The organism is Alteromonas sp. AWM4_230, from assembly GCF_056158305.1.
Map to the genome: position 1 here is coordinate 1191330 of NZ_JBSWTB010000001.1, position 13296 is coordinate 1204625.

Below are 13296 nucleotides of genomic sequence, written 5' to 3' on the forward strand. Positions count from 1 at the left end.
AATGAAAAAAGGTCTTATAGCTGCCGCATTGGGATGCGCATTATTTTCAGTTTCATCTCAAGCAGACACTATCGCAGGCGTTTATGTTGGAGCTCAAGTTTGGCAAACCGACACGCAAGGCGGTTTTGCAGATAGCAACAACACTGCTGATTTCAACTTTGACGATGAAACCAATACGGCGTTATATATTGCCTTTGAACACCCAGTGCCTTTTTTACCGAATGTGAAGGTAAATCACACTACGCTAGATAATTCAGGCACTACCGCGCTTGATGCCAACTTTACTTTTGATGATCAGTTGTTTACAGAAAGTACTGTGGTCAATACTGATATCGAGCTTGATGCAACGGATTTCATCTTGTACTACGAGTTATTCGATAACGACTTGGTAAGCTTTGATCTTGGTGTAAATGCTAAGTACATCGATGGTGCATTGTTTGTTGTCGATACAGCAAGTGATACCAGTGGCTCGGCTGAATTTTCGGGCATAGTGCCTATGGCATATTCGAAAGTTCAGCTAGGGCTTCCGTTCACTGGGCTATCTGCATATTTTGAAGGTAGCTATTTGTCATTCGATGACCACGAGCTAAGTGATTATCAAGCGGCAGTTCAATATTCATTTATTGAAAGTTTAGCAGTCGATATGACCCTTCAAGTTGGTTACAGAAACGTAACAGTTGATATTGAAGATCTTGATGATGTTTACGCTGACATGGAATTTGACGGTGTATTCGCAGGCTTAGAACTTCATTTTTAAGCACTAACTATCTGTTTTTAAAGGCGTGGCTGCTTGTGCAGTTCACGCCTTTTTTATTTTTCGAGGGTAACGTTTAGGTGCGTTATTACTTATTCACTTAGTCATTAGCACTTTCAGTAATAAAAAAGTTTCATTTATTCTTTTCTCTTCTTGAAGAAAGCCGTTAGCCTTAGCGCCATTGATAAAAGGCTAAAAGACTATGTCACAAGATTCTAATTCGAACTCAGCGCCAGGCGCGGTATTAAACGAACAGCAGTGGAATGCCATTACGCAAGCCATTGCAGGCTTAAATCGTGATCAACTTACTTGGGTAAGTGGCTATGCAGCAGGCATGGCGGCTGCGCAAGGCGGCTCGGTTGCCCCTGCTTTACAAAGCGCGCCTGCCGTAGCGGGTGATGCGCCAACGCTAACTATACTGTATGGTTCACAAACAGGTAATGCGAAAGGTGTGGCTGCGCAGTGTCAAGCCAAAGCAGAGGAAGCAGGCTTTAACAGCAAGCTTGTTAGCATGGCTGATTACAAGCCTCGCAACTTAAAAGCAGAAACCCACGTAGCGGTATTTGTAAGTACCCACGGTGAAGGCGATGCACCTGATGATGCCATCGAACTGCACGAATTCTTAGCGGGTAAAAAAGCCCCGAAGCTTGCGAACACTAAATACGCCGTTGTGGGGTTAGGTGATAGCAGTTACGAGTTTTTCTGCCAAACAGGTAAAGACTTCGATGAGCGCTTAGGTAAGTTAGGTGGTAAGCCTATTGTTGAGCGCCTTGATTGTGATGTTGACTATGAAGCGGAAGCCGAAGCATGGTTAAACAAGCTTATTGAATCATTAAAAGATGATTTTAGTGCGGCACCACAGGCAGCGGTAGCGGCGCAAACTGGCGCAGCAGTGCAGGGTGTAGCAGCACAGACTTACACCAAAAAGGCACCGTTCAAGGCAACGTTGATTGATGCCCAGAAGATTACGGGTCGCGATTCAGTTAAAGATATCCGTCACATTGAAATAAGCCTTGAAGATAGTGGAATTACCTACAAACCAGGTGACGCGCTAGGCGTTTGGTTCAAGAACGCTGCTTCTTTAGTATCAGAGCTTATTAGTATTTTGTCGTTAGATGGCAATGCTGAAGTATCTGTAGGTGATGCGACAATGTCGTTAACTGATGCATTAACGTCCAAGCTTGAATTAACCTTAAGCTACCCTAATTTCATTAAGTCTTATCAAGAAGCGACCGGCTCTGAATCGTTAGCGACCTTGATGGAAGATAAAGCGCAGCTGCGTACTTATATGGCTGAGCGTCAAATCATTGATATCGTGCGTGACCACCCAGGTAAGCTGTCGGAACAGCAGCTTGTAGATGCATTGCGCCCATTAACACCTCGCTTGTACTCTATAGCATCAGCCCAAGCTGACGTAGAAGACGAAGTGCACTTAACGGTAGCTCACGTTGACTACGAAGCGTTTGGTCACCGCCATCAAGGTGGTGCGTCTGGCTTCTTGTGCGAATATTTAGAAGAAAATGGTGAGGTAGAAGTTTTCGTTGAAAACAACGATAACTTCCGTTTGCCGGAAGATCCGAATACACCTGTCATCATGGTTGGCCCAGGCACGGGTATTGCGCCATTTAGATCTTTCATGCAAGAGCGTGATGTGCAAGGCGCTGAAGGCAAAAACTGGTTGTTCTTCGGCAATCCTAACTTTACGCAAGATTTCCTATACCAGGTAGAGTGGCAAGGTTACGTTAAAGAAGGTCTGCTAGATAAAATTACGCTTGCATTCTCTCGTGACCAAGAAGAAAAAGTATATGTTCAGCACCGCTTATTAGAAAACGGTAAAGAAGTGTACGAATGGTTAGAGCAGGGCGCACACTTTTATGTGTGTGGTGATGCAATGCACATGGCGAAAGATGTAGAAAACGCCTTAATCAATATTGTGCAGGAGCACGGCGGAAAATCTGAAGCCGATGCTAAAGCCTATATTGTAGAGTTACGAAAAGCGAAACGTTATCAGAAGGATGTCTATTAATGAGTAACGAAAAATCACCATTTATCGTTGAGGGCAAACTGGCTGACAACGAGCGCCTAAAGCGCGAGAGTAATAATTTGCGCGGTACCATCACTACCGATCTTAAAGATGATCTTACCGGTGGTTTCACAGCTGATAACTTCCAGCTTATTCGCTTCCACGGTATGTACCAGCAAGACGATCGTGACATTCGAGCAGAACGTGCAAAGCAAAAACTTGAGCCGCTTCATAATGTGATGCTTCGCGCGCGTTTACCAGGTGGTGTTATCACGCCTGACCAATGGTTAGCTATCGATAAGTTTGCAGCTGACCACACCATGTATGGCAGTATTCGTTTAACCACTCGTCAAACTTTCCAGTTTCACGGTGTGTTAAAGCCTAAGATCAAGTCTATGCATCTAATGCTAAACAAAGCTGGCATTGACTCAATTGCGACGGCAGGTGATGTAAACCGAAACGTACTATGTACGTCTAATCCAGTTGAATCTGAGCTTCACCTTCAGGCATTTGAATGGGCTAAAAAGATAAGTGAACACTTACTTCCCAAAACTCGCGCGTATGCTGAAATTTGGTTAGATGGTGAAAAAGTTGAGACCACTGAAAAGCCAGTTGAGCCTATTTTGGGTGATAACTATCTGCCGCGTAAGTTTAAAACCACCGTGGTTATTCCTCCGCAAAACGATGTTGATGTTCACGCAAACGACCTTAACTTTGTTGCGATTGCAGAAAATGGTCAGCTAATTGGCTTTAACGTACTTGTTGGTGGCGGTCTTGCAATGACTCACGGTGATAAAAGTACTTATCCGCGTAAAGCCTCTGACTTTGGTTTTATACCGCTGGAAAACACGCTAGACGTTGCCGCTGCGGTTGTTACCACGCAGCGTGATTGGGGTAATCGTGTTAATCGTAAGAACGCGAAAACCAAATACACCTTAGAGCGTGTTGGCGTAGACAACTTCAAAGCTGAAGTTGAGAAACGCGCGGGCGTGGCATTCCAAGATAGCCGCCCTTACGAATTTACCGACCGTGGTGACCGTTTTGGCTGGGTTGAAGGCATTGACGGCAAATACCACCTGACTGTGTTTATCGAAAATGGTCGTATTTTGGATTACCCAGGTAAAACGCTAAAAACAGGTTGCGCAGAAATTGCCAAAATACATAAAGGCGATTTCCGTTTAACCGCAAACCAGAACTTGATTATTGCTGGTGTACCACCCCAAGACAAAGACAAAGTAGAAGCCTTAGCTCGTGAGCATGGCCTCATTGCGCCAAGTGTTTCTAATCAGCGCCTTGATTCAATGGCCTGTGTTGCATTGCCAACTTGTCCGCTAGCGATGGCAGAAGCTGAGCGTTACCTGCCAGATGCTGTTACCGAGCTAGAAGGCTTGCTTGCCAAACACGGTTTAGAAGAAGACAGCGTTATCTTCCGCGTAACTGGCTGTCCTAACGGCTGTGGTCGCGCGATGTTGTCTGAAGTTGGCTTGGTAGGTAAAGGTCCAGGCAAGTACAACTTGCACTTAGGTGGCAACCGAGAAGGTACGCGTATCCCACGTATGTATCGAGAAAACATTAGCGAACAAGAAATCATGGCAGAGTTAGATACGCTACTTGGTCAATGGGCTAAAGAGCGTGAGAGTGGCGAGGCCTTTGGTGATTATGTTGTTCGCGCTGGTGTTGTAAAACCAGTAGTAGACTCCGCACGGGATTTCTATGACGAATAATACAGCAGAAAAGCAGCAATCACTTACGCTTGATATCAGCAAGGAAGACCTTGCTGATATCAACGATATGTTGGAAAAAATGACAGCGCAAGAGCGAGTAGCTTGGGCGCTGGACAACTTGCCCGATACTCATATTGTGTCTTCGAGTTTCGGAGCGCAGTCGGCAGTTATGCTGCACATGCTTACTCAAGCACAACCGGATATCCCCGTTGTGCTCACTGATACTGGGTATTTGTTTCCAGAAACGTACAAATTTATTGATGAGCTGGTTGAAAAGCTTAATTTAAACTTGCACGTTTACAGCGCAAAAATGTCATCTGCGTGGCAAGAAGCGCGCTTTGGTAGGCTTTGGGAACAAGGCATCGAAGGTATTGAAAAATACAACAAGATGAACAAAGTTGAACCAATGCAGCGTGCGTTGGGTGAACTGAATGCGGGTACCTGGTTCGCAGGTTTGCGCAGAAGTCAATCTGATACCCGTGGCAAACTGCCTGTTCTTCAAAAAGTGGGACAGCAGTTCAAGCTATACCCAATTATCGATTGGAGCAACAAAGACCTCCACTACTACCTTAAAGATAACGGCTTGTCTTATCACCCGCTTTGGGAGCAAGGTTATGTTTCAATTGGCGATTGGCATACAACGCAGTCGCTGCAAGAAGGTATGAGTGAGCAAGATACCCGCTTCTTCGGGTTAAAGCGCGAATGTGGATTACACGAGTTTGGTGACGGTATTTAACTTATGTTGAATACCTCGCCCAATACTTTTTTTAATTCTTGTAAATACCTTTCGTTAGAAGATTTAGTAACCAATTTGTAAAGCTCACTGCCTACAGAAGTAAACTTGTAATAAACCAAAGCAGCCCCAGAAGTTTTACATGTAAGCGTTATATTCTCATTAACACATCGCCACGTAACCTGTTGCCCCTCTACATATTCTCCACTCTCGATTTCACTGGCATAAATTAACTTCATTTCCTGCAGCGACAATAGGTCTGGGTAACTAAGTCCAACAGAAGCTAAATTTAATTGTTCTGGAATGGGTTTTCGAAGAAACGAAAGCAGGCCTTTACGTTTGTGATACCCCACCAATATGCGCGGTACGGAATCATTACTTTTTCGACTCGCTACGTTAACCGCTTTATTAAATACTTTTGCATCTCTGTGCGTGAGCGTTTTAAGCAACTGCAGAGTGCGAAGTGAAAAACTACCGGGATGGGCGACCTCAACGGCAAAAATCTTGCCCCACAATTCTTGCATTGGTTGGCTGTAAATTTCCTCGGCCATGGTACTAAAGGCAAAAAACCAATCTGCATCAAGATTATCGTTAGTTTTTTCGTTGATTGAAACATTTAGTGCTATATTTAAAACAGATTGAAGATTGCTCGCTTTTTGAGTTTCTAGAATTTGTTTCCTTCGTTCCAGCGCATGTTTTTGCTTTTTAGGATCAGGAGACATCATAGAAGGGCTAATACCCACTCTAGCGAACCATGACAACATGCGTTGGCGGCTTGCATCCGCTTTGATAGAGCTCGCCATTTTCTCAGCAGCGGGTTGGTCACTGGGCGCTTTTGCGCTACTGACTTCCGTGTTTTGAGCTTTTTTAATCTCAGGGGGCAAGTGCTGAGGTGTAATCTTCATATTGATTTAAATTATTGAATGTAAATTAGCATGTAACATGAGAGCACTATTGCATTGCGTAACCCATTTATCAATGCGATTGTCTCCTTAATACAGTAAGTCGTGCATTCTTGTTTTGTATGTATCGGGGAAATAAGCGGTAATGTCGGCAATGGATTACGATAACGACGAGTTAATTTTTTTAGATGATGATGATTCAGTTACAGAGCCTGTATTATTAGGCAAAGACTGGAACATTCTTATCGTCGATGATGATGAAGAAATTCACACGGTAACGCGTCTGGCGCTATCTGATCTCATCGTAAACGATCGCAAGTTGAACTTCATCCACGCTTATTCTGCAAAGCAAGCCAAAGAAAAACTTCACGAATTCGGTAACAGTATCGCTATCATTTTGCTTGATGTTGTTATGGAAACCGACGATGCAGGCTTTGATGTCGTTAAATATATTCGTGAAGACATGAAACTGTACGAGCCTCGTATCATTTTGCGTACAGGTCAGCCAGGTTATGCACCTGAAGAGCAAGTCATTAAAGTTTACGATATTAACGACTACAAAACGAAAACTGAACTTACGCGCTCCAAGCTACTTACGACCATTATTTCTTCGTTGCGCTCTTACCAGCAGATTATAACCATAAGTCAAAGTCGCGCTGGCTTAGAAAAGATAATTACTTCGTCGGCTAATTTGTTTGAAGAGCATTCGGTTAAAGAGTTTTGCGAAGGGGTTGTCACGCAAATTAGCTCTCTTATTGGTCTCGATTCTGAAGGGCTATTATGTGCCAGAGCCGGTTCCCTTTTAGATCAAGACGACGAGCAAGTATATATTCTTGGTGCCGCGGGTGAATATGCGAAATTTATCAATCACCCGGTTGTAGACGTTAACAACATTGACATTGAAGAAAATATAAGCCGTTGTTTACGGCTTAAAAAGCACATATTTGAGGCGAGTTGTTCTGTACTTTATATAAGTCGCGCTGGGTTCGAAGCCGCCGTATACGTCAGGCAAACTCACGAAATCAGTGAATTGGATAAAAACCTTCTAGAAGTATTCTTATCTAGCATTTCGGTAGGTTATGAAAACGTCAATCTCTTCCACGAATTAAGAAATGCAGCGTTCAGAGATTGGTTAACCCGATTACCAAACCGTAATGAATTCATTAATATGCTAGACAAGCCTCACTTGTTTGCAGGTGATCATTTTAGTGTTGCGCTAATCGACGTTAATCATTTTTCCGATGTTAATGATGGGTTAGGACAAGAAGTTGGCAACGAGTTATTACGTGCAATCAGCGATCGTTTTCAAACCTCATTTGACGGCCGAGTCAAGAAAGGACGTATTGGTGCTGATGTTTTTGGTCTTATCGGCCCCGATGAGCTTGTCTGTCCCGAGGCAATCAACGCACTTTTCCAATCATCCTTTAAAGTGGGTGACCACACGCTACCCGTGAATGTTACCGTCGGGTTTTGCAAGCTAGAGAATAAGCGCCATATTGGTATTGAGATTTTAAAGCGCACCAATATTGCGTTAAACCGCGCTAAGAAAAACCTAACAGACAACTTCGAGTATTACGCTAAAGATATTGAGGATCAGACCACGTGGCGTTTGGATATGATCCGTCAATTAAGAAACGACTTTGCGGCGAGAAAGCTAGAACTATGGTTTCAGCCCCAAGTAGACCTGCTCAATGAAAAAGTAGTGGGTATGGAAGGCCTACTTCGCTGGCCAGATGGAGAGGGGGGCTATATCTCTCCAGCTGTTTTTGTGCCACTTGCTGAATACTCTGGTCTTATTGTTGATATTGGTGAATGGGTGCTTGAGGAATCATGTCGCCGTTTGCAAGAGCTTAAAGAAAAGGGGTACGGGCATCTTAGGGTTGCTGTTAATATATCAATTCCCCAGTTTCGCGATAGATTATTTGTCGAAAAAGTTAAACAAGCACTTTCCAAAGCCAACTGTGACCCCAGTCTATTAGAGCTTGAAATAACCGAAAGTGTGGTAATGGACGAGCCGCAAATAGTGATTGATGCTTTGCGTACGTTGAAAGAATTTGGCGTTCAAATTGCTATCGATGACTTTGGTACAGGCTTTTCTTCCATGAGCTATCTGCAGCAATTGCCATTAGATCGTTTGAAAGTCGATCGTTCCTTCGTTAAAGACATCAAACCGGGTGCTAGTGCAGTGCTCGCCGAAACCATAGTAACGTTAGGAAACAAGCTGGGGTTACTCACCATTGCCGAAGGTGTGGAAAAAAGAGAGCAGGCAAGCTACATGATTAAACTAGGGTGTGATGAGGCCCAAGGTTATTTATACGCAAAGCCCATGCCTTTCGATGCACTTCTAGCGTTTCTTGAGGCGCACGATTAATCAGACAAAGCTGACGAGGTAGCGCACTGCAGTTTGGGAAGTATAGTTTGCTCGAACCACGGATTTTTAGCGAGCCACCTGTTATTCCTTCCTGACGGGTGAGGTAAAACAAAGTGTGTATTAGTCGGCGCGCCTACTGCTTCAGTCAAAGTTTTGTACTGGGGTAAATAATACTGCTGTGAGTATCGACCTACGTAAAGCGTGATTTTAGGCTTTAAGTAGGCGAGAAACTCATTGTGCCATGTAGGTGCACACTCTTTTCTAGGAGGGGCATCAGCGCCGTTTTTGTACCCTGGAAAGCAAAAGCCCATGGGCAGCACCGAGATTAAGCGCGGGTTGTAAAAAGTTTCTTTAGATACAGCCAGCCATTCTCGCAAGCGATCTCCGCTGGGATCGTCAAACGCAATACTTCTTTCGTGAGCTTTAAGCCCTGGCGCTTGCCCAATAATAAGAATTTTTGTGGATGGTGAAGTATTAAAAATGGGGTTAGGTTCGTGAGGTAGGTGAGGCGCGCATATTGTGCAATTCTTTGCTTTGGCCACCAATGCATCGTGCCCTTTCAAAATTTTCTCCAATTATTTCTCTTTGTCATACTTCTGTCATATTAGTGTGATCTAAATTTGACTATCGAATGTATATACAGTATCTTTAATACTACAGTATTAGACTGTAACACAGGAGAAGAAACATGCGTAAAGTAGTACTAACATTAGCTCTATCAGCAGCCTTTGGTATTGCGCATGCGGAATCTGGTGAGAACCAGCTTTTCGATTGCATGGATGCGAAAACATTCGAAATGAATAACCAATGTATGTCGGATCAAATCGGCAATAACATTCGTTTCCGTGATGCACAAGCAAAGCTGATCGACATTGCAAGCGAAAGTCAGGGTGACTACGCTATTGCAACAATGACATTCGATCAAGAAAATATGCACATCGACATCGTAGCACATAAAGACTCGCTTAATGCGCTTGCTGCGAACCGTAACTAATTTTTAGTTAACGCATATAAGCCGGCGACGATTTCGCCGGCTTTTTTGTATCTGTTAAAAAATCCTATTTAGTCCGTTGATGGCAGCAACTCGATAGGCTTCAGCCATGGTCGGATAGTTAAATGTGGTGTTGACGAAATAGTCGATCGTGTTGCCTTCGCCTTTTTGCTGCATGATGGCTTGGCCGATATGAACAATTTCAGAGGCACGTTCACCAAAGCAGTGAATGCCCAGTATTTCTTTCGTTTCCCGGTGAAATAGAATTTTAAGGCTACCCGTTTGCGTTGATGCAATCTGCGCTCTGGCCAAATGCTTGAACTGGGCTCTTCCCACCTCATAAGGTACTTTGGCTGCGGTAAGTTCTTGTTCTGTCTTACCTACTGAACTAATTTCAGGAATAGTATAGATACCAGACGGAATATCCTCTACTAACGCTGAATGTGTATTGATGCCGAGCATGGCTTCAGCGGCAAATCGACCTTGGTTATATGCTGCAGATGCCAAACTTGGGTAACCAATCACATCGCCAACAGCAAATACGTTATCTACTTCAGTTTGATAACTTTCGTTAACCTTGAGTTGGCCTCTACCATCAGCTTTTAAACCAATATTCTCAAGTTTCAGGGTATCTGTGTTGCCCGTACGCCCGTTGGCAAACAATAAGCAATCAGCCCGCATGCGCTTACCTGACTCTAAGTTTAAAATTACTGAATCATCGGTAGCTTCGACAGAAGAGTAGGTTTCATTATGACGAATAAGTACGCCGTTGTTCCATAAGTGGTAACTTAGCGCATCAGAGATTTCGTCATCTAAGAATGACAATAGACGGTCTCGCATATTAACCAGATCGACTTTTACTCCCAAGCCTCTAAAGATACTGGCATATTCCGACCCAATTACACCTGCACCATAAATTATGATGGACTTTGGATCGTGATCTAGAGATAAGATGGTGTCAGAGTTATAAATACGGGGGTGATTAAAATCGATATCTTTCGGGCAATAGGGGCGCGAACCTGTGGCTATCGCTATTTGTGCTGCCGTGACTGTGTCCTTCGAGCCATCTTCTCGTGTTATTTCCAAGGTGTGTGCATCGACAAAGCTGGCTTCGCCATGAAACAGCGTAACGCGGTTCCTATCATAAAAAGAAGAACGCAGGCGAGTTTGGCTTTTAACTACACCACTAGCATGGCTCATGATGTCTGAAAACGTAAGGCTCTTACTTAAGTGGTTGTCGGCAAACAGGGGAGACGTATTGTATTCAATAAGACGACTGACCGAGTGACGAAGCGCTTTAGACGGAATAGTGCCCCAATGAGTACAGCCACCGCCAACAGCTTCGTAGCGTTCTACCACTGCCACTTTTTTACCGGCCTTGGCAAGCTGCATTGCAACACCCTCTCCACCGGGGCCAGTGCCTATAACAATCGCATCGTAATGATACGACGGAGCTTTAGTTTTTTGCTTCGTTGCCATGTTATCTTCCCGTATTATTACTTCTATGATGTGGCGTCTGAAATCACAATAACCGCCATAATTCAGTTTATGATGTAGCTTGAACACCGAACTTAGTCTAAAGCTAAGCTGTTTATGCCAACCTTACAAACTCTAGTATAACTACCTTACTTGAAGTGTCATCCCAACTATAGATCAAAAAAAACCACATAAGCAGATACTTATGTGGTTTTTGGTTTAATCAGATCAGCTAAAAGAATAGGTAATGCTACGCCATTTGAAGCGACAAACTCTGCAATTGGGTCCATTTTTCTTTCTGAACAGCAAAAGCGTGCTTCATCTCTTTATATTTGTAAGCTAGCTCTAACCCTTCAATGCTACGTTTTAATGTACGCTTCTTAACGCGCATAACGCGCTTTTTCGTTGCGTAGTACTCACTCATCCGCTGCATTAGCAGGTCGTACTCTTCTTGAATAGTGTGCATCATTTCTTCCGCATTCGGTAGTAACGACACTTTTTCACTTGCCCTTTGAAGCTGCATGGCCGCCAGAGCTTTTTCGATGCGCTCTTCAGGTACTTTGCGAAGGTTCGACGTTAAACCTACATAAGACAGCCCTTTGATAAGCCATTTAGTAGGATCAAACTGATACCAACGAATGCCATTGCGGTAGTCGTACTCAAAAATATGGTGATAGTTGTGATAACCCTCACCAAAAGTAAAGAATGCTAAAACGCCATTATCACGTGCTGTATTCTTATCGGTATAAGGCTGACTACCCCAGAAGTGAGCAAGTGAGTTGATAAAGAAGGTTACGTGGTGAACTAGCACTAGACGAAGTACGCCGGCCACCAAGATCATGCCCATAACGTCGCCGTTCAGGTAACCCAACAGACCAGTAATACCAAAGTTAGCAGCGAGTACGATAGGCAAGTAGTATTTGTGCTGCCACATCACAACGCTATCTTTTTGTAGATCTTTACAGTTGCTGTAATCATCGTAACGCTTAGCTTGATACTCGCGTAACATCCAGCCGATGTGCGCAAACCAAAGCCCTTTCTTTGCAGAGTAGGGGTCTTTGTCGTTGTCATCTACATGGCGATGGTGAACGCGGTGATCTGACGACCAGTGCAAAATACTATTTTGTAGGGCCATCGCGCCACCAATCGCTAATATGACTCGAACTACAATGTTGGCATCATAGGTTTTATGCGACCACAAGCGATGATACCCAGCAGTTATCGACATACCGGTGAAATAGAATAGGAATATGGCGGTACCGATTTCTGCCCAATCGATACCCTGATATGCCACCCAAAGCGGCACACCTATAAATGCAATTGCGCCTGATATTATAAATACCAGCACATTCGTTAGGATAAGAGGAGGTTTTTTCATTTTATACAACTTGGCTTACAACTGTTCGCTAATTTATCGTTTTACGAGGCTTCAGGCAAGCAAAACCCAGATAAGTTCTGCTTACATGTGTAAAGTTTAATTATAGCCGAGGGTGGCAAAAACGTAGCTAAAACGTGAGAATTAACGCTTAACCCTTGTTTATAAAAGAGATGATTTTGTTTCCCTTTCCCCATCAGTGCGTGTTGCGATAAACTAGACGTGCTAGTCTTTGATGTATGAGGTTCGATTGCGTTAATGGTTATTCAGATGACGTTGAAAGTAGACTCTAAAGTTAAAAAATCATCAAACCATTAAAAGTTAATGAACACAGGGTGCGAACGTGAGCCGACAAGAACAGAAATTAAAAACCCGCCAAAATATCATCCATGCTGCATTTTCACTGCTAGATGAAAACCGCAGTTTATCGGCAATAAGCTTGCGTGAAGTTGCCCGAGAAGCTGGCATTGCTCCCACATCGTTTTATCGACACTTTAAAGATATGGACGAGTTGGGTTTAACGCTGGTGGATGAAGCGGGTTTAGCGCTGCGTCAGCTTATGCGTCAGGCTAGAAGGCGCATAGCTTCAGGGGGCGGCGTCATCCATACCTCTGTTGAAACCTTCATGGAGTTCATCGCGGCCAACACAAACGTATTTCGGTTATTACTGCGAGAGCATACCGGAACGTCGTCTGCTTACCGACTTGCAGTATTCAGAGAAATTCAACATTTCATCGATGAACTTACTGACTACATTATCGAACAGCAAGGCGTGGAATACGCCTGCGCCCAGTTACAAGCCGATGCCATGGTAAGACTAGTATTCAGTGCCGGAGCGGAAGCATTAGAAGCGGATGATAAGCTTAGAAGTGAAATTGGTGAAAGAGTGAAAGCGCAACTTCGCTTTGTTCAAATAGGCGCTACCCAGAAAGCGTAGCGCTGAAGTA

At 43.9% G+C, this 13296-nt stretch carries 11 protein-coding genes; 7 read left to right on the forward strand and 4 right to left on the reverse strand.

Features of this window, described 5'->3' with window-relative positions:
* Nucleotide 1 precedes the first annotated feature (1 nt).
* The 4 genes from ACXACS_RS05145 (at nt 2) to ACXACS_RS05160 (ending at nt 5237) form a co-directional block, all read left to right on the forward strand.
* Nucleotides 2–757: a TIGR04219 family outer membrane beta-barrel protein gene (locus ACXACS_RS05145; RefSeq protein ID WP_474804847.1), complete on the forward strand. Its 756-nt coding sequence runs from the start codon at nt 2–4 to the stop codon at nt 755–757.
* Nucleotides 758–956: 199 nt separating this feature from the next.
* A complete protein-coding gene (locus tag ACXACS_RS05150; RefSeq protein WP_474804849.1) occupies nt 957–2780 on the forward strand; it encodes an assimilatory sulfite reductase (NADPH) flavoprotein subunit in 1824 nt (607 codons plus the stop codon).
* Nucleotides 2780–4501, forward strand: a complete 1722-nt coding sequence (gene cysI, locus ACXACS_RS05155; RefSeq protein ID WP_474804851.1) for an assimilatory sulfite reductase (NADPH) hemoprotein subunit — start codon at nt 2780–2782, stop codon at nt 4499–4501. Before ACXACS_RS05150 ends, cysI begins: the two co-directional genes overlap by 1 nt.
* Nucleotides 4491–5237, forward strand: a complete 747-nt coding sequence (locus ACXACS_RS05160) for a phosphoadenylyl-sulfate reductase (RefSeq protein ID WP_474804853.1) — start codon at nt 4491–4493, stop codon at nt 5235–5237. The genes cysI and ACXACS_RS05160 overlap by 11 nt, the downstream gene beginning before the upstream one ends.
* On the opposite strand, the gene ACXACS_RS05165 is transcribed toward ACXACS_RS05160, so the two are convergent.
* Nucleotides 5234–6139 carry a TIGR03899 family protein gene (locus ACXACS_RS05165; RefSeq protein ID WP_474804856.1) on the reverse strand — a complete coding sequence of 302 codons (906 nt, stop codon included), beginning with the start codon at nt 6137–6139 and terminating at the stop codon, nt 5234–5236. The genes ACXACS_RS05160 and ACXACS_RS05165 overlap by 4 nt on opposite strands.
* Nucleotides 6140–6281: 142 nt before the next feature.
* Between ACXACS_RS05165 and ACXACS_RS05170 the strand changes: the two genes are divergently transcribed.
* A complete protein-coding gene (locus ACXACS_RS05170; RefSeq protein ID WP_474804858.1) occupies nt 6282–8507 on the forward strand; it encodes a bifunctional diguanylate cyclase/phosphodiesterase in 2226 nt (741 codons plus the stop codon).
* Here the strand turns inward: ACXACS_RS05170 and ACXACS_RS05175 are convergent.
* Complete coding sequence (locus tag ACXACS_RS05175; protein ID WP_474804860.1) at nt 8504–9082, reverse strand: uracil-DNA glycosylase family protein; 579 nt, start codon at nt 9080–9082, stop codon at nt 8504–8506. The genes ACXACS_RS05170 and ACXACS_RS05175 overlap by 4 nt on opposite strands.
* Nucleotides 9083–9195: 113 nt before the next feature.
* On the opposite strand from ACXACS_RS05175, the gene ACXACS_RS05180 reads away from it, so the two are divergent.
* A complete protein-coding gene (locus tag ACXACS_RS05180) occupies nt 9196–9501 on the forward strand; it encodes a hypothetical protein (RefSeq protein ID WP_025254039.1) in 306 nt (101 codons plus the stop codon).
* 54 nt (nt 9502–9555) lie between these two features.
* On the opposite strand, the gene sthA is transcribed toward ACXACS_RS05180, so the two are convergent.
* Together sthA and ACXACS_RS05190 are read right to left on the reverse strand one after the other, a co-directional pair.
* On the reverse strand, nt 9556–10977 hold the full coding sequence (gene sthA / locus ACXACS_RS05185; RefSeq protein ID WP_269918392.1) for a Si-specific NAD(P)(+) transhydrogenase: 1422 nt from the start codon (nt 10975–10977) through the stop codon (nt 9556–9558).
* Nucleotides 10978–11224: 247 nt separating this feature from the next.
* On the reverse strand, nt 11225–12352 hold the full coding sequence (locus ACXACS_RS05190; RefSeq protein ID WP_474804863.1) for an acyl-CoA desaturase: 1128 nt from the start codon (nt 12350–12352) through the stop codon (nt 11225–11227).
* Between the two features lie 340 nt (nt 12353–12692).
* Here ACXACS_RS05190 and fabR point away from each other — a divergent pair, with 340 nt between their 5' ends.
* Nucleotides 12693–13286, forward strand: coding sequence for an HTH-type transcriptional repressor FabR (fabR, locus tag ACXACS_RS05195; RefSeq protein WP_461853095.1), 594 nt, complete (start codon nt 12693–12695; stop codon nt 13284–13286).
* Nucleotides 13287–13296 lie beyond the last annotated feature (10 nt).

What these genes read in the sequence shown, in the direction of transcription:
- ACXACS_RS05170 (WP_474804858.1), top strand. Translation starts at nt 6,282, where the DNA reads ATGTCGGCAATGGATTACGATAACGACGAGTTAATTTTTTTAGATGAT.
- sthA (WP_269918392.1), bottom strand. Translation starts at nt 10,977, where the DNA reads ATGGCAACGAAGCAAAAAACTAAAGCTCCGTCGTATCATTACGATGCG.
- ACXACS_RS05160 (WP_474804853.1), top strand. Translation starts at nt 4,491, where the DNA reads ATGACGAATAATACAGCAGAAAAGCAGCAATCACTTACGCTTGATATC.
- ACXACS_RS05180 (WP_025254039.1), top strand. Translation starts at nt 9,196, where the DNA reads ATGCGTAAAGTAGTACTAACATTAGCTCTATCAGCAGCCTTTGGTATT.
- ACXACS_RS05145 (WP_474804847.1), top strand. Translation starts at nt 2, where the DNA reads ATGAAAAAAGGTCTTATAGCTGCCGCATTGGGATGCGCATTATTTTCA.
- ACXACS_RS05190 (WP_474804863.1), bottom strand. Translation starts at nt 12,352, where the DNA reads ATGAAAAAACCTCCTCTTATCCTAACGAATGTGCTGGTATTTATAATA.
- ACXACS_RS05150 (WP_474804849.1), top strand. Translation starts at nt 957, where the DNA reads ATGTCACAAGATTCTAATTCGAACTCAGCGCCAGGCGCGGTATTAAAC.
- ACXACS_RS05165 (WP_474804856.1), bottom strand. Translation starts at nt 6,139, where the DNA reads ATGAAGATTACACCTCAGCACTTGCCCCCTGAGATTAAAAAAGCTCAA.
- cysI (WP_474804851.1), top strand. Translation starts at nt 2,780, where the DNA reads ATGAGTAACGAAAAATCACCATTTATCGTTGAGGGCAAACTGGCTGAC.